The following is a 15,797-nucleotide window of genomic DNA, read 5'->3' as shown; positions in this document are numbered from 1 at the left end:
GATTAATCCTTATCAGTTTAAAATAAGGTCTGCACTGGCAGAACCTGGCTAAGTTTGTCACAGTCATTGAAACCCACTTTCATGCTTTACAACAGGAGCCGCTATGAACACTGAAACACTACGGGCAGAACCGCTTACCTGGGGTCATGGGCCTCATCTTTTTGAAGTTTTTATCGAGCCCACCTGCCCTTTCTCCGTTCGGGCTTTCAATAAGCTGGATGCGCTCCTGAGCCTGGTCGGAGAAGATAAGATGACGCTTAAAGTCCATCTTCAGTCCCAGCCCTGGCATATGTATTCCGGGGTTATTGTGCGCTATATTCTTGCCGCCTCAGTACAAGGTAAAGCGGCGGCTAAAGCCGTCCTCCAGGCGGTGGCCGATCACCGCGAAGCGTTTGAGTTCACTGACCACTGCCGTGGTCCTAACATGGACACCACGCCTAACCAACTCCTGGCACGGCTCAGGGATTACAGCGGCATTGATGCTTATGCGGCTTTCGATCGCCCTGACTTACAAAATCTGGTGAAATGGCACTGTAAGTATGCCCGTCAGAACGGGATTCATGTTTCGCCAACCTTCATGATTAATGGTCTGGTCCAGCCCGATATCGGCAGCGGCGATTCGGTTGAACAGTGGGCAGAACGCCTTCTGGCCTGATATTCCCCTGCGATGCACACAAACTGAGTGGATAACCCATAAACGGACGTAATATTCCCATGACAATGAATGTGGAACAAATAAAGGCTAAATATCCTGGCGCACTGTCGTGGTCATTTGGCGATTCACCTGCGCTGGCGAATGAACTGGCGACCCTGGTCCTGACCGGGAAGAAAATTGCCACCTGCAGCTCACTGCAGGGCTGGTACGATGACGACGTCAGGCCGCTACCTGGCGGTTACAACATTATTTTAGATGGCGAGAAAAAACCGCTGTGCGTCGTCAGAACGACCGGGCTTTTTCTGACGCGCTTTGATCGCGTCACGCCGGAAATGGCCATGATGGAAGGAGAAGGCGACCTGAGTCTTGAGTACTGGCAGCGTGAACATCAACGCTTCTTCCAGCGCAACGGCGGATTCAGTCCCGAAATGGAGCTGATCTTTGAAACCTTCCAACTGGTGGAAGTCATCTGACTAACCGCCCGTTCGTATTATATCCGAACGGGCGGTTTCATTCCGCGGCAGCAGGCCGAATCAACGGTGCAGCGCCATTGACCATCGCTGTCCCGGCGAAACAAATAGGTGGCGCGCCGGGTCGTTTCAACATGGTTTTCCTGCTGACAGGGATAACGCAGCACGGTTTCCATGATCACCAGCGCCGTTTCCCCCCCTCAGTGACCGCCATTCTGCCCTGCTCAACCACCCGCTTATCCTGAACAATGGCCTTAAAAGCACGACGCATGGCGGCCTTGCCCGTTACCGTCATTCCCGGCTTTATCATCAGGCTGGCACCCTCTGCATAGTGCTGCATCAATGCGTCGTAATCACGGGAAGTCATCGCCCTGTCGCATCGTTTGATAACCTGTAAAACAGGTAGCTCATTCATCAGCTCTTCCGCACACATTGCGGGTATGTTAAGTATATGCTTACCGATGTTAAAAGGAGTTAATCATGTTTAGTCATATGGTTGTTGGTACAGACGATATTGAACAGGCTAAAAAATTCTATGACGCCATTTTTGCCGTAATAGCGTGTGAAGAGCAGGGAATTGATGCCATAGGCCGCCCTTTTTATTCGAAAAATAACCAGCGTTTTATTGTCACTAAGCCCATTAATGGTCAACCGGCCACCTTTGCCAATGGCGGAACCATTGGCTTTGCGATGCCCTCATCTGACGCCGTCTTCCGCTGGCATCAGCAGGGTCTCGAAAACGGTGGAACCTCGGCTGAATCCCCACCGCATATCAGAGAGACCGATGGTCGCTGTGTCGCTTATCTCAGAGATCCCACCGGTAACAAGCTGTGTGCTTTTTACAATCCGTCATAGAGTATGATCGGTTCTGTACACGCAGCGAAAAAGCCTTGTAAACGGAGAGCCGTTGGATATTAATCTCGCTGGCTTTCTGCCTGCACTGTTGCCGATTGCGCTGTCACCTGGGGCGAGTTTCACTCTGGCGATGAACAGTGCACTTACATCAGGCTACAGAGGCTTGTTTAAAACACTGTTCGGCACTGCGCTGGGTATTTACACGCACGCGCTGCTGATTGGACTGGGGCTGTCGACGGCGCTGGTGGCGTCATCCACACTGTTCACCTGGTTAAAAATCGTGGGGGGCGTTTATTTACTGTGGCTTGGCGGACTGCTGTTTATCACCGGGATAAAGACAAAAACCTTTACGCTGAACGCCATGGACAGCGCGGTGACGATAAAAGGCGCCTGGCTGGCCAACGTCATTAACCCTAAAGCTATCCTGTTTTACCTGACGGTGGTTTCCCAGTTTACAGGCGACAGAACCGATTTGGCTGCCTTCCTGAGCCTGGCCACCGTACACATTGTAGTGATGTGTCTCTGGCTCACGCTTATCAGCCAGCTACTGGTTTTTTCAGCGCAAAGCGTGAATCCCGTTGTTCTGAAACGCTATGTAAACATGGCAGGGGGCCTTTTGCTGATAGTGATTGCCGTACACAACCTGGTATCCTGATCGTCAGCTCAACGCGGTCATCATAACTTTCATTCATATCGGAAGGCAGAGGGAAACAGATGGTAGCCGTTCAGCAATGGTATAAAGACGATTATCTGATCACGACAGATCGCGCAAGGATGGATATTGAGGCGATTCATCGCTATCTCACCCGCTCAACATGGGCAGCCGGTATTGATGGAGAAACCGTGGCCCTGTCGGTAGAGAACAGCTTAAATTTTGGCCTTTTTCATCATCAACAGCAGATCGGATTTGCCCGCTTTGTTACTGATTACGCCACCTTTGCCTATTTATGTGATGTCTACGTGCTGGAAGAGTATCAGGGCGCAGGTCTGGGAGGTTGGCTGATTACCTGCTGTCAGTCCCATCCCATCGTGGATAAACTTCGCAGGATGCTACTGTTCACCTCAACCGCGCCATGGCTATATAAAAAGTTCGGTTACGAGCCCGTCAACCGGCCCGATTACGCCTGGACGATTACCCGACCCGATATCTATCAGGCCCGTCGTTCAGACCGGGCCTGATAAGCCTGCTTTTCCGTCAGATTTAGCGGTCGGCGATGATGGCCAGCCGCTCACAGCCACGCGCCTCCAGTGCCTGCGCGGCCTGAGCGGCACGCATGCCGCTGGCGCAGACCAGAACAATGCGCTTATCCGCGGGCGGCTGCCAGCAGGCAATATCCTGTGGCAGTAGCCTCTCAGCATTCGTGCTGACGCTCACGGGGGCTTCATCCATCCCACGTAGCTCCACCACGCAGTCGTCTGGCGTCAACAAGGCAGGATCAATAAACGGAATCCCGGGTTTTTCCGGTTCCGGTGCCGCGTCAAAGCGGAACTGACGCAGTTGCCATGACACAAAATCACAGTTAATCATGCCCCCTAACGGTGACGGCGACAGCGTTAGCAGTATGCTGAGCGCCATCTGAGCCTGCATTGCGCCTAAGGTGGCGACCGCCGGGCCTAAAACCCCCGCAGTGTTGCAGTTGCCTGATGCTTTGGGTAAACGGGGAAACAGCGCGCGATAGCTGGGCGCTCCGCCGCAGAATCCGCCAACATAACCTTGTCTTCCCAGCACTGAGGCACTCACCAGGGGAATTCGTCGGGCATAGCAGTTGTCGGAGAGCAGATAGGTCACTGTAAAATTGTCTGCGGCGTCAATGACCAAATCAATCCCTGTCATTGCCGTATCGATAATGCTGGCACGCAGGGCATCAACATGCGGCTCGATGAGTATGTCAGGATTGCGTTGCGCCAGCGCACGCTGCGCGCAGAAAACCTTGGGCTCGCCAATGTCGGCAACGGTAAACAACGTCTGGCGATGCAAATTATGCAGCGTCACGACATCATGATCATACAGCCGAATATAGCCCACGCCGGCACCTGCGAGCAGGGGCAACAGGGTTGACGCGAGTCCACCCGCGCCCACGACCAGAACGCGGGCTGCAGCCAGCGCCTGCTGCCCCTCATCCCCGACTTCGGGCAACATAGTCTGTCTTTGATATCGCGACATTTTCGCTCCTTAACTGAACTGCGCCAGACCAAAAACGGGCGTGGAGGCGACCGCCATATCCCGACGTTCCATCATGCCGGCCAACCGCGCTTGATGTCCTGACTGAATGGCACTGGCAAACGCTCCCGCCATGCGTACCGGATCGTGGGATTTCGCGACGGCGGTATTCAGCAACACGGCATCAAAGCCCAGCTCCATCGCCTGCGCCGCCTGGCTGGGAGCACCGATCCCTGCGTCAATGATCAGCGGAACGTCTTTAAACCAGGCACGCATGGTGCGTAAACCGTCAATATTGCGTAGCCCCTGCCCCGAGCCAATGGGCGCGCCCCAGGGCATCAGCACCTGACAGCCCGCTTCCAGCAGTTTTTCGCCCACAATCAGATCTTCTGTGGTGTAAGGAAAAACATGAAAACCTTCGGCACATAAAATACGGGCGGCCTCCACCAGGGCGAAAGGATCCGGTTGCAGGGTATCCGCGTGCCCGATCACTTCCAGTTTGATCCACGGCGTGGCAAACAGTTCGCGCGCCATATGCGCCGTCGTGACGGCTTCCCTGACGGTATGGCAACCCGCCGTATTGGGTAACACGCGCTTATTCAGCGTTTTCAGTAAATCGCGAAAGGCCCCACCCTGACTTCCTTCCCGACGCAGACTGACCGTGATGATATCCGCACCGGAGGCCACAACAGCCTGCTGAAGAATATCCGGTGAGGGATAACCGGCCGTGCCCAGTAAAAAACGGGACTCGCCCGTGTAGTCGTAAAACATGATTAACCTCCCTGCATCGGCGACAGCACTTCCAGACGGCAGTTGGCCTCAAGCAACTGTGAGGCATAGCGCTCTCTGGGAACAAAGGTTCCATCGAGGGCACTGGCCACACAGCCAGCGTCAATGCCCTGCTCTTCTAACAACTCCGCAAGCGTCCCGGCTTTCGTCTCGATAGCACAACCATTTAGTTCGATTCGCATAGTAGTCTCTCTGTTGCAAGTCGATGCATGAGCTTTTCGGCCATAACCGGTGCCAGCAGAAAGCCATGACGATACATGCCGTTAATGGAAAAGACGCCGTTTTCATAACGCACGTCGGGCAGGTTGTCGTGATAAGCAGGACGTAACCCCGTCCCGCTTTCGATAATGCGCGCTTCGGCAAGCGCAGGATGAATGCTGTAAGCAGCGCTCAGCAGCTCCATCATGGCGCGCGCGCTGATGGGGCTGGTATCCTGACTCTCAACCATGGTGGCCCCGAGCATAAAGTGACCCTGCGCCCGGGGAACCAGATAGCAGGGAAAACGGGGATGCAGCAGGCGTAAAGGTCGGGAAAACGTGATCTCATCCGTTTGCAGGATTAGCATTTCGCCCCGCACCGCACGCAAGGCTGGCTGTGCCTCACGCACATGAATACCGCGGCAATCAATAATGCGTCCGCTGGGCTTGCCAGCGTGAATACTGACGCCCGCGCTGACCAGACGTGCACGTAACTGTTGCATTGCCTGACGCGGATCGAGATGCGCTTCAGCCGGGAAAAGTAATCCCCGGGCGAAGCGGTTTTCCAGCGCGGGTTCGATGTCACCTGGCGCAACCCACTGATGCGCTGTGGTCATGCTGGCAAACCGGGTAAGTTCGGCGCTGTCACGCGGTGGCGTGAGTACGAGTGTGCCCTGCTGTTCAACGCCACTTACGCGGGCTGCCCACCACGCTGCAGCGTGCTGTCCCCATTCAACGACCTGCTGAGGCGCACTTTCTGCCTCACACCAGGGGGCCAGCATGCCGCCAGCCCAGTAGGACGCCGCCTGACAATTCGGTCGTGTAATGACTTCAACCTTCTCGCCGTGTTCGGCCAGTAACGTCGCGATACAGAGTCCGGATACACCGCTGCCCAGCACTGACCAGCGGCTCATTGTCCGCCATCCTGATGGGGTAAAAACGGAATAAGGATAGTCACATTGGCCTCTCTGTTAGCTCTCAGAGACCCGCGATACAAGAAGGGAAAAAGCACAAGCCTGACAGAAACAGGCTCTGCGGCAAGCATCTACGCGATGCGCAGATGCCCGTCTTCCTACGCCAGTATCAACTGGGTCAGGTTCTAAGGGTCGCTAAGCCGCGCATGGCGCTATTAGCCTCTCAGTCTCTCTGGCGAGACTCCCCTGACGGGTTCTAGTTGTATTTTAAGCGACGCTGTTCGTCAAGGCTGACACGCAATTTATCGCCGGGTCCGGCAAGATAAATAGCGCATTCAGGGTACACCCATATAGCGCAACAACGCCGTCATGCAGGCCGCGCTCAGAATAATGAAAATCAGCGGAGCTCTACGCCAGGCAAGGAACAGGGCAAACCCGACACCCAGCACTCTGGCCATCCCTGCAAAATGCTGGCCTTCAAACAGCGTGGTGGTTGCCGCAACCGCAAGCAGCAGTACAGTGGCAGCATCGGATAACATGTTTTGGGTTCGTTCACTGACGGGCAGACGATTGCCGAGTTTAACACCCGCGAAACGGATGGCGTAGGTGCCAGCAGCCAGCAACGCAATACCTGCAATAATCACGGCGTGATTCATTTGCGCGATCTCCATGTAAAGAGGCCCAGCAAGGAAAACAATACGGGCATACCGGCAGGTACGAAAGGCGTGACCACCAGCGACAAAAACGCACCAGTCATAGCAGGAATGCGGGTGCGCGCTTTGCGTAAGGCAGGAAAGATCAGCGCAATCAGGATCGCGGGAAAGACCGCATCCAGGCCGATAGCAGACACATTCGGAATAAACTGCCCTATCGCCGCGCCAGCCATTACGGTTACAGGCCAGATCACGCCAATACTGATGCCGCATATCCAGAATGCCTGGCGACGTTGCGCCAGCGTAGGCTGGGAAATGCCAAACACGACACTTTCGTCATTCATGATGTGGCATCCTAGCAGACCCCGTCTGCCCTGACCGACCAAATCCTTGACAGTGATACCAAAAGGAAGATGACGCGCATTAACCAACAGCCCCGCCGCTGCCGCCGTGAGAGGACTGCCACCGCCCGCCACGATACCGATAAACAGGAACTCAGACGCCCCCGCCAGCACCAGCGTCGATAACGCCAGCGGCACCCAAAACGGAAAACCCTCTGCAAGAGCGAGCGAACCATATGACAGGCCAACAATGCCATCGGCAAGACAGACAAGGAAAATGGCTTTTATCACGCCCTTGTCCAGCGTCTCTTTTTTATCCAGCATCACGATTAGATCCCATAACGAACGATATACCCATTATAATGAACGGACCGCAGCAGCATTACAAGATGAACGATACGTTCGCCATAACGAACAGGATGCAGGATGAGTACACCCATTGATATTATCGCCAGCAGTTTAGTCAGAGAGCGCCAGCGGGCAGGACTGACTCTCGCAGAAGTCGCGCGTCGGGCTGGCATAGCAAAGTCGACCCTTTCTCAACTTGAGGCGGGAAACGGTAATCCTGGCATTGAGACATTGTGGTCACTTTGCGTTGCCCTGAATATTCCGTTTGCCCGCCTGATGGAGCCGGAAGCGAACCGCCTGCAGGTTATTCGTCGCGGTGAAGGCCCTGCCGTTGCCGCCGAGCAGGCGGATTATAAAGCCGTCCTGCTGGCAACCTGTCCGCCCGGTGCGCGACGGGATATCTATCTGCTGCACATCCAGCCCGGCAGCGAGCGCCGCTCGCAACCGCATTCGCCGAACACCATTGAGCATCTCATCTTGACTCAGGGACGCGCGCTGGTCGGGCCCACAGACTCGCCCGTCGAACTGGCACCGGGCGACTACATCAGCTATCCCGGCGACACTGAACATATTTTTCGTGCGCTGAAGCCGGATACGCTGGCCGTGCTGGTCATGGAGCACATCTGAGGATGCTCTGCCTCAGTCATCAGGCAGGCTAATCGCATCAAGGGAAATGACCCGATGTGCACTCCTCTCAAGTAGCGTGAGATCATGACTGACCAGCAGAATGGCGCAGCGTTGCTGCATGGCCAGGTCAGTCAGTAAGGCCAGCGTCTGTTGCTGAACCACAGGATCGAGACGCGACGTGGGTTCATCGGCAAACAGGAACACGGGATTCAGCAACATCGCCCGAAGCAGCGAAAACCGCTGAAGCTCACCGCCTGACAATCCTGAAGCCGGACGGTGTAACAACGCCTGTCCGAGCCCCAATTGGCGCATCCGCTCATCACGTCGCCTCACCGGAATTGTGTGGCGCTGCAGCAGATCGTCGATGATCTGGGCCATAGTGATATCCGGTGGAAAAACCGCAGAAGGATCCTGGTACAGTTTTTGATAACGCAACGGATGAAACCTGCCCGGTCGGGTTATCGTTCCCTTATCGGGCTTAATCAAGCCCGATAGCGTATCTCCCAGGCTGCTTTTGCCACTGCCGCTCTCACCATAAAGCCCAACGATTTCACCGGCGCGAAAGCATAAATTTACATTGCGGAACAACGTTTTCCCGGCGCGTTTCAGAGTAAGCCCTTCGGCCCGTAATACGAGGGTGTCATCACAGGGCAGCAACGTGGCCGGTGGCCAGGCATGGGGTTCGGCGGCCAGCAACTGTTTCGTATAAGCCTTCTGCGGTGCATTCAGGACTTGCGTGGCATTGCCCTGCTCAATCACCTTTCCCTTATGCATCACGACAATGTCACCGCCTAACTGCCTGGCCAGCGCGATATCATGGGTGATGGTCAGCAAGGCTTCGCCGCGGGCTACGGCCAGGTTGAGCATGTCACCAATTTCGTCCCGTCGCGCCACATCCAGTCCTTTCGTCGGTTCATCCGCGATAAGCAGAGTGGCACCGCCCGCCCGCGCAGCGGCAAAGCACACCCGTTGGGCCATTCCACCGGAAAGCTGCCAGGGGAAACGCTTTGCCGCGTGGGCCAGCCCCAGCGAGTCCAGCGCCAAACCTGCCGCCTGCTGCGCGCCCTGACGCGTGTACCCCTGTATGTACCGATAACCCTCTTCTGTCTGGCCTTTCACACGCATCGTCGGATCAAGCGCCAGCAAGGGCTCCTGAGGTAGAGCGGCAATACGGTGTCCCCACAGCGCACGGAGTGCTGTCAGATCGGTTCGCAGATTATATTGCTGCCCGTCAATGACTACCGTTCCTTCAGCGCGCAGTCCGTCGGGTAAGGCGCCGAAAATCGCCTGCGCAAACAAACTTTTTCCCGATCCTGTCTCACCAATGAAGGTGACGGGCCTGCCGGGATGGATGATCAGACTTACAGGCTCAACAATGCAGGTATCCGCGAAGACGGCGACCTGTTTGATTACGATGCTTGCCATTTGCGCTCCTTGTTGACCAACAAATTCAGCCCCACCAGCAGGATAAACAGCACAACCACAGGCTGCAGTAATAGCCAGGGCGCTTCCCAGGCATAGGGGAACAGCTCCGTCATCATCAGGCCCAGCTCAGGTGTGGGTGGACGAACGCCAACACTGATAAATCCCAGCGCCGATACGGCCATAATGGCATTGCTGAATGCATAGACGGTCAGTGTCAGCAATAACGGAGACAGGGCCGGCCAAAGATGTCGGCGAAAGAGATAAACAATGGAGAAGCCAAGCAGTGAAGATGACTGAACGGCTGGCGACATGACCACAGGCCGCAGCGTGGCGCGCGTCACACGGAAAAATTCCACCCACAGTACCAGTGAAAGTCCCAGCCATAACATGAGCGGCGCGTCAGGTGCGATTGCGGCGAGCAGCAGGACTAACAGCAGGCCCGGCAGCGCCAGACACATGTCGGCCAGCATACCGAAAAGTCGATCGACCCATCCGCCGTACCAGGCGCTGGCTATTCCCGCCAGCAGCCCCATGAGCATTGCTGTAATCACACACAGGGCCGCCAGCCCCAGCGACAATCTCAGCGCCGCACTCAGGCGCGCCAGCATTGAGCGCCCTAAATGGTCATAACCCAGCCACGCGTTACCCGAGGGCGGCGTTAACATCTGCAGCAAATCCTGCTGCAGGGGATCGTTCTGATCAAACAATGGCATCAGCCACGCAAAGGCCAGCAAGGTTAAAATTATCACCAGCCCCGTTTTTTGGCGGTACGTCATACGCGTTTACCTCGGGGATCCAGGACATAACACACGCCATCAACAAGCATATTTAAGGTGACAAAGGTCAATCCCAGTACCACCGCACTGGCCTGAATCACCGGAACATCCCGGGCAAAAATCGCATGTACCAGCGCGTGTCCGACACCTGGCCAGGCAAAAAGAGTTTCGATTACCACCACACCTTCCACTAACCAGACGAACTGCATGCCGATCCAGGTGACGACAGGGACACTGAGATTGCGCAAACCATGTCGCAAAAACAGGTGCGGCGCGGAAAGGCCCTTTTGCGCTCCCCAGCGATACCAGCCTGCTTTCACAGCCTGACAGGTTGCCTCGCGGACAACACGCGCCCCTACCGCGCTCAGCGTTAATGCCAGCGTCAGCGCCGGCAGGATGACATGTTGCCCTTCCCCATGCCCCGCACTGGGTAGCCAGTTCAGGCGCAGCGAAAACAACATAATCAGAAGTAAACCCAGGGCAAAATGTGGAATCGATTTAAACGTGGGTGCCAGCACGTTAATGAGCCGATCAACAACACCGCCCGGCCGACATCCTGCCCAGACCCCCGCAGGAATAATGAGAATCAACATCATCAGCAGTGCTACACCGGCCAGAGCAAGGGTTTGTGTTAACTGCCAGCCCAGCTCACTGCTGACCGGCTCGCCTGAGACGAGAGATCGCCCGAAATCGAAGCGCAGCAGATCCCACATCCAGTGCCATAGTGCATTTCCCTGAGCGGAAAAGTCCGTCAGCTGTTGCTGCACGCGGGTAACCGCCGCCAGGTCGACCCGGTCATAACCATATCGTCCCGACGCAATGCGCCAGGCCATATCGCCCGGTAACGCCTGTACTAAAACGAACGTTAAAATACCGACGGCAAAAATCACAAAGGCAGCCTGACCCAGGCGCCAGACGAGTTGTTTAAGCATTATTCCGCCCATTTCATTTCACGCAGGCCAAAATGGCGTTCAAAGGGATCCAGTTTTATGGCGGCGAGCTTCGCGTTTACTGCTGCTGACTGCTGGTACCAGGCAACCGGAATAACCGGTAAATCACGCTGTAATGCGGCGGTGATGACCGCTCTTGCCTGCTGTCGTTGATCGGGATCGTTGCTACGTGAAAGCGTGCTGAGCGCCTTATCAAACGCGTTGTCGTGCCAGTTCATTGCGCCCCAGTCACCTCCCTGCGAACCGTAATCCTGAAGTAGCGTGCCGCCAGGATCCGGCGTCAGGGCGAAATTACGGGCATAGAGCGCCATTTGCAGGCTGCCATCATGATGACGCGCGGGTATCTCACTGGAATTGGTTGAATTGATGATGACCTCGATTCCGACCTCTCGCAGTTGTTGCTGAATGACCATGGCGATTAAGGGCAGCTCGGGGCGATCGGGATATGTCAGCAGCGTGAGGGTAAAGCGCTGGCCAGCGCGGGTTAACATGCCGTCCCGGCCGGATATCCATCCGGACTGTGCCAGTAAGGCGGCGGCACGCTGAGGAGCATAATCCAGAGGCTGTAAAGACGCGTTGTGCCACCCGGCCATAGAGGGCGGGAACATCTGTGTTGCCGCACCGGGATAGCGTAATATGGCCGCAGCCAGCGCATTCCGATTGATCGCCAGGCTGAGCGCTTCGCGCGTGGTTTGTTCCTTCAGGAACGGATGAGCGACGTTCAGCTTCAGCATCACCGTACGGGGTACGGAAACGGTAAGCACCTGTAGTGAACTTTTGTGTGACAAGCGCTGACGGCTGGCGGCGTCCAGATTAAAGACGTAATCCGCATCACCACTTTCTGCAAGTAATGCGCGCGTTTCGGCCCGACCCGCGGACAAATAACGGGCACGTTCAATGCTGGGTTTCTCTCCCCAGTATCCTTCAAACCGTTTTACACTCAGTGACTGAGGTGGCTGAAAACTGACGAGCTGGAAAGGGCCACTGCCGATGACGCGCGTAATGGTATTGGTATCGTCCCAGGAACTCAGCGCGAGGATTTGCGAACGGCTTTCAGCCAGCACTGCCAGCAGCGGCGTGAAAGGCTCGCTCAGCGTGACCGTCACACGCCGATCTTCTCCGCTGACCGACGTAATGGGTGCCTTGTCGAGTAAACCTGGCTTACTGCGGGCGGTATTCAGCGATTTTACGACGCTCTCAGCAGTAACAGGCGATCCATCATGAAAATGGGCGTTGCTCCGCAGCGTAAAATGCCATTGCAGCCCATCAGGCGAAATGTCCCAGCTTTCGGCTAACGCGGGTACCGCCTTGCCTTTCTCATCCGTTTCCACCAGCGTTTCCACCACATCCATACGAAGCAGAATGTCGCCTGAAAGGGCGGGATCGGGACCTTTAATCTCGAAAGGTGCGGCAATGCGAACGGGCTGATTGCGATCGGCGTAAGCACTTAATGACGCAAACAGCAGGCCAGTAAGCGTACCGAAAAACCAGTATTTGAATTGTGTCATGATATGTCTGTTTACCACATAATGTTTCCCAGAATTAATTATGTTATAACATAACAATTAAAATATGAACCCGTTTAACGCTCAGCCAGTCGCATCAGCCTGCTCGCTTTCAGTCTTAACAGCAAAGAAATGGAAACCCTGAATCCAACAAAGCATATTGAAAATGGCCGCTATTTTGTTATGTTATAACATAATATATTCGCCATTTAAGGATCATTTCATGTCAGGCCACTCTCTTTCATCGCCCACAGACAAACGTTTGCCCGTTTCCGTGCTGTCCGGCTTTCTCGGGGCAGGCAAAACCACCCTTCTCAACCATATCCTCAATAACCGTGAAGGCAGGCGCATCGCCGTGATTGTCAATGACATGTCGGAAGTCAACATCGATGCAGCCTTAGTACGTAATGGCGGTGCGGCACTGTCTCGTACGGATGAAAAGCTGGTGGAAATGAGTAACGGCTGCATCTGCTGCACGCTACGTGAGGATCTTTTGCTGGAGGTGAAACGGCTGGCGTCGGAAGGTCGTTTCGACCATCTGGTCATTGAATCAACCGGCATTTCCGAACCGCTGCCCGTTGCCGAAACGTTTACCTTTGCCGATGAAGAAGGTGAAAGCCTGTCGACGGTGGCAAGGCTGGATACCATGATCACTGTTGTGGATGGTTATAACTTTCTTCGTGACTACCGTTCACTGGACTCCTTACAGGCGCGTGGCGAATCACTGGGCGAAGAGGATGAGCGCTCGGTTGTGGATTTGCTGATCGATCAGATTGAATTTTGCGATGTTTTGATTGTGAACAAAACCGATCTTATCAGCCATGAGGATCAACGCACGCTCAAAGCGATGCTGCACAGGTTGAATCCACGGGCGCGCATTATCACCAGCCATTTTGGTAATGTTCCGCTCGATCAGGTACTGGATACCGGCCTGTTTGACTTTGACCAGGCCGCTCAGGCACCAGGCTGGCTAAAAGAACTTCGCGGCGAGCATCAGCCAGAAACAGAAGAGTACGGTATTCGTAGCTTTGTCTATCGCGCAAGACGTCCGTTTCATCCTGAACGATTCTGGCATGCGGTTAATCATCAGCTTGAGGGGGTGATCCGTTCGAAAGGTTATTTCTGGCTGGCCAGCCGTCCTGAATATGCAGCGTCGTGGTCTCAGGCGGGTGCGATAGCCCGGCATGGCTATGCAGGCAGCTGGTGGGCCAGTATCCCGCGTGATAAATGGCCACAGGACAGTGAATCCCTCGCGTTTATTGCCGACAACTGGATAGACGGGACAGGCGATGCACGACAGGAACTGGTTTTTATCGGCATCGATATTGATGAAACGGCAGTGCGTGCTGCGCTTGATCACGCCTTGTTAACCCCTCAGGAAATGGCGGCGGGGCCGGGATACTGGGTGACGCTTTCCGATCCCCTGCCCGGCTGGTTCGATGACGCAGAATCGTAACGGATCTTTTTCTGCAAAGGATCCTGTTTTGTGTCAGGCAGAAATCAATGTTGTTATCCGATGGGAAAAGACAGTAAGCCGGCGCACTGCTGCGCCGGTAGACTCAGGGGATAATAAAATAGTGGTTAGCGCCGGTTTTTCCAGACTGTCTGAATATTACAGAACTCATGGACGCCAAAGTGCGATAACTCACGACCATAGCCACTCTTCTTCACGCCACCGATAGTCACGCGTGGATCGGATGCACCATTGCCATTGATAAATACAGCACCCACTTCGAGGTTTGCCGTCATCTGCTCAGCACGATCGGTGTTGTTCGTCCATACCGTTGCACTAAGTCCGAATTCGCTGTTATTAGCGATTTCCAGCGCATGATCCGCATCACGGGCGACTGCGATAGCGGCGACAGGCCCAAAAAGCTCTTGCCTGAAGGCTGTCATGTCACTTGTTACATCAGACAGGATCGTCGGTGCATAATAATTGCCCTGCCCTGCTATTTTTTCGCCACCTAACACCAGACGTGCACCTTCACGCAGACTCGCTTTGACCTGGTCATCCAGTTCATCGCGGAGATCGTAACGGGCCATTGGGCCAATGTACGTTTGTTCATCCAGCGGATCGCCGATTTTAAGCGCCTTAACGGCTTCAACAAAACGCATTTCAAACGCTTCCGCAATCGGCGCTTCAACGATAAAGCGTTTCGCTGCCATACAAACCTGCCCGGTGTTCTGGAAACGGCCTGTGACTGCGGATTTAACGGCTTCATCAAGATCAGCATCGGCCAGCACGATGAAAGGATCTGAACCACCTAACTCCAGCACGGTTTTTTTCAGCGCCGCACCCGCCTGGGCAGCTATAGCGGCACCCGCCCGGACGCTGCCTGTTACTGCAACCGCTGCGATGCGATCATCCCGGATTGCGGTTGAAACGCCTTCGTTATCGACGTTTATCAGGTTAAAACCGCCTTCAGGCAGATCTGTAGCATCGAACAGCTCTGCCATCAGCATTGCGCTTCCCATGACATTAGGGGCGTGTTTAAGCAGATAAGTGTTACCCGCCAGCAGCATCCCTACAGCACCGCGCAGAACCTGCCAGAAGGGGAAATTCCAGGGCATTACCGCCAGAATAGTCCCGATTGGCCGGAATGACTGCCACGCATCGGGAATCTGTGAGGGTTGGTCTTGCAGCATGGCAGGGCCAAATTCAGCGTACCAGTCACACAAACTGGCACATTTCAGGATCTCTGCTCTTGCCTGTGCAACAGGTTTACCCATTTCCAGGGTTATCATTCGCGTCAGTTCTGGCTCACGCTGGCGAAGTTGTTCGCTCAGTTGACGAAGTACGTTGACACGCATGTCCATGCTGCTTTGCCGCCACGCTTTACTGGCCTTGGCACTTGAGTCTAACGTCTGCTCCAGTTCAGAAGCGGTTTGCATTGGATATTTTGCAAGAATTTCACCCGTTGTGGGATTACGCGAAATGGCAAAGTCAGTCATGATCGTGATCCTTAGTAATGACGAAATTCTGTCACCATACGCCGTCGTAATACTGATGAAAAATGAATAATAGTGATGAACTTGTTTCTGAAAAATGAAGGTACAAGTGAGTGCGTTTGTCCGGGACGGGTGGCAGTTACCTTATCTTTTTTAAAAAAAACGCTATTCAGAGAAACATC

18 protein-coding genes, 1 pseudogene and 1 riboswitch are annotated in these 15,797 nt (G+C 54.7%); of the genes and pseudogenes, 7 read left to right on the top strand and 12 right to left on the bottom strand.

Features of this window, described 5'->3' with window-relative positions; translation table 11 throughout:
* The first annotated feature begins 103 nt into the window (after positions 1–103).
* Together RAC65_RS12345 and RAC65_RS12340 are read left to right on the top strand one after the other, a co-directional pair.
* Complete coding sequence (locus RAC65_RS12345; RefSeq protein WP_033742311.1) at positions 104–655, top strand: thioredoxin domain-containing protein; 552 nt, start codon at positions 104–106, stop codon at positions 653–655.
* 59 nt (positions 656–714) lie between these two features.
* Positions 715–1,128, top strand: a complete 414-nt coding sequence (locus tag RAC65_RS12340; RefSeq protein WP_039339591.1) for an ASCH domain-containing protein — start codon at positions 715–717, stop codon at positions 1,126–1,128.
* A 17-nt stretch (positions 1,129–1,145) separates the two neighbouring features.
* Here RAC65_RS12340 and RAC65_RS12335 read toward each other — a convergent pair.
* Positions 1,146–1,540: pseudogene (locus tag RAC65_RS12335) on the bottom strand (YybH family protein).
* A 65-nt stretch (positions 1,541–1,605) separates the two neighbouring features.
* Between RAC65_RS12335 and RAC65_RS12330 the strand changes: the two are divergent.
* The 3 genes from RAC65_RS12330 to RAC65_RS12320 are packed head-to-tail and all read left to right on the top strand — an operon-like array spanning position 1,606 to position 3,159.
* Complete coding sequence (locus RAC65_RS12330; protein WP_006122041.1) at positions 1,606–1,980, top strand: VOC family protein; 375 nt, start codon at positions 1,606–1,608, stop codon at positions 1,978–1,980.
* Between the two features lie 52 nt (positions 1,981–2,032).
* Entirely contained in the window at positions 2,033–2,635 is a 603-nt protein-coding gene (locus RAC65_RS12325) for a LysE family translocator (RefSeq protein WP_054634070.1), read from the top strand.
* A 59-nt stretch (positions 2,636–2,694) separates the two neighbouring features.
* A complete protein-coding gene (locus RAC65_RS12320; protein ID WP_006122039.1) occupies positions 2,695–3,159 on the top strand; it encodes a GNAT family N-acetyltransferase in 465 nt (154 codons plus the stop codon).
* Between the two features lie 22 nt (positions 3,160–3,181).
* Here RAC65_RS12320 and RAC65_RS12315 read toward each other — a convergent pair whose 3' ends face one another.
* The 6 genes from RAC65_RS12315 to RAC65_RS12290 all read right to left on the bottom strand — a co-directional run bounded on the left by RAC65_RS12315 (position 3,182) and on the right by RAC65_RS12290 (position 7,359).
* On the bottom strand, positions 3,182–4,144 hold the full coding sequence (locus RAC65_RS12315) for a ThiF family adenylyltransferase (protein WP_375096758.1): 963 nt from the start codon (positions 4,142–4,144) through the stop codon (positions 3,182–3,184).
* 9 nt (positions 4,145–4,153) lie between these two features.
* Positions 4,154–4,912 carry a thiazole synthase gene (locus tag RAC65_RS12310; RefSeq protein ID WP_205952977.1) on the bottom strand — a complete coding sequence of 253 codons (759 nt, stop codon included), beginning with the start codon at positions 4,910–4,912 and terminating at the stop codon, positions 4,154–4,156.
* Between the two features lie 2 nt (positions 4,913–4,914).
* Positions 4,915–5,112 carry a sulfur carrier protein ThiS gene (gene thiS, locus RAC65_RS12305; RefSeq protein WP_277284889.1) on the bottom strand — a complete coding sequence of 66 codons (198 nt, stop codon included), beginning with the start codon at positions 5,110–5,112 and terminating at the stop codon, positions 4,915–4,917.
* The gene (locus RAC65_RS12300; RefSeq protein ID WP_375096757.1) at positions 5,097–6,041 is read right to left on the bottom strand and encodes an FAD-dependent oxidoreductase; all 945 of its coding nucleotides are present in this window, start codon (positions 6,039–6,041) and stop codon (positions 5,097–5,099) included. Before RAC65_RS12300 ends, thiS begins: the two co-directional genes overlap by 16 nt.
* A 138-nt stretch (positions 6,042–6,179) precedes the next feature.
* Positions 6,180–6,299: riboswitch (TPP riboswitch) on the bottom strand.
* A 77-nt stretch (positions 6,300–6,376) separates the two neighbouring features.
* Positions 6,377–6,697, bottom strand: coding sequence for an AzlD domain-containing protein (locus tag RAC65_RS12295; protein WP_277284893.1), 321 nt, complete (start codon positions 6,695–6,697; stop codon positions 6,377–6,379).
* The gene (locus tag RAC65_RS12290; protein WP_039339577.1) at positions 6,694–7,359 is read right to left on the bottom strand and encodes an AzlC family ABC transporter permease; all 666 of its coding nucleotides are present in this window, start codon (positions 7,357–7,359) and stop codon (positions 6,694–6,696) included. The genes RAC65_RS12295 and RAC65_RS12290 overlap by 4 nt, the downstream gene beginning before the upstream one ends.
* Positions 7,360–7,461: 102 nt before the next feature.
* On the opposite strand from RAC65_RS12290, the gene RAC65_RS12285 reads away from it, so the two are divergent.
* Positions 7,462–8,010 (top strand): helix-turn-helix domain-containing protein, encoded by a 549-nt coding sequence (locus RAC65_RS12285; RefSeq protein WP_277284895.1) that lies wholly within the window; start codon positions 7,462–7,464, stop codon positions 8,008–8,010.
* Positions 8,011–8,022: 12 nt separating this feature from the next.
* On the opposite strand, the gene RAC65_RS12280 is transcribed toward RAC65_RS12285, so the two are convergent.
* Genes RAC65_RS12280 through RAC65_RS12265 form a run of 4 tightly spaced genes read right to left on the bottom strand, consistent with a single transcriptional unit; the run spans position 8,023 to position 12,669 of the window.
* On the bottom strand, positions 8,023–9,435 hold the full coding sequence (locus tag RAC65_RS12280; RefSeq protein ID WP_375096756.1) for an ABC transporter ATP-binding protein: 1,413 nt from the start codon (positions 9,433–9,435) through the stop codon (positions 8,023–8,025).
* Complete coding sequence (locus RAC65_RS12275; RefSeq protein ID WP_039339572.1) at positions 9,420–10,211, bottom strand: ABC transporter permease; 792 nt, start codon at positions 10,209–10,211, stop codon at positions 9,420–9,422. Before RAC65_RS12275 ends, RAC65_RS12280 begins: the two co-directional genes overlap by 16 nt.
* Positions 10,208–11,143 carry an ABC transporter permease gene (locus tag RAC65_RS12270; RefSeq protein ID WP_205959538.1) on the bottom strand — a complete coding sequence of 312 codons (936 nt, stop codon included), beginning with the start codon at positions 11,141–11,143 and terminating at the stop codon, positions 10,208–10,210. Before RAC65_RS12270 ends, RAC65_RS12275 begins: the two co-directional genes overlap by 4 nt.
* Positions 11,143–12,669 (bottom strand): ABC transporter substrate-binding protein, encoded by a 1,527-nt coding sequence (locus tag RAC65_RS12265; protein ID WP_375096755.1) that lies wholly within the window; start codon positions 12,667–12,669, stop codon positions 11,143–11,145. The genes RAC65_RS12270 and RAC65_RS12265 overlap by 1 nt, the downstream gene beginning before the upstream one ends.
* Positions 12,670–12,889: 220 nt before the next feature.
* Between RAC65_RS12265 and zigA the strand changes: the two genes are divergently transcribed.
* A complete protein-coding gene (gene zigA / locus RAC65_RS12260) occupies positions 12,890–14,122 on the top strand; it encodes a zinc metallochaperone GTPase ZigA (RefSeq protein ID WP_375096754.1) in 1,233 nt (410 codons plus the stop codon).
* 125 nt (positions 14,123–14,247) lie between these two features.
* Here the strand turns inward: zigA and RAC65_RS12255 are convergent, their stop codons facing one another.
* A complete protein-coding gene (locus RAC65_RS12255) occupies positions 14,248–15,618 on the bottom strand; it encodes an aldehyde dehydrogenase family protein (protein ID WP_058708870.1) in 1,371 nt (456 codons plus the stop codon).
* Between the last annotated feature and the right edge of the window lie 179 nt (positions 15,619–15,797).

The organism is Pantoea sp. BS_8 (assembly GCF_041954965.1).
Taxonomy (GTDB): Bacteria; Pseudomonadota; Gammaproteobacteria; order Enterobacterales; family Enterobacteriaceae; genus Pantoea; species Pantoea stewartii.
Note: the sequence above shows the minus strand (reverse complement) of the source record. Positions and strands in the feature narration are given on the sequence as shown.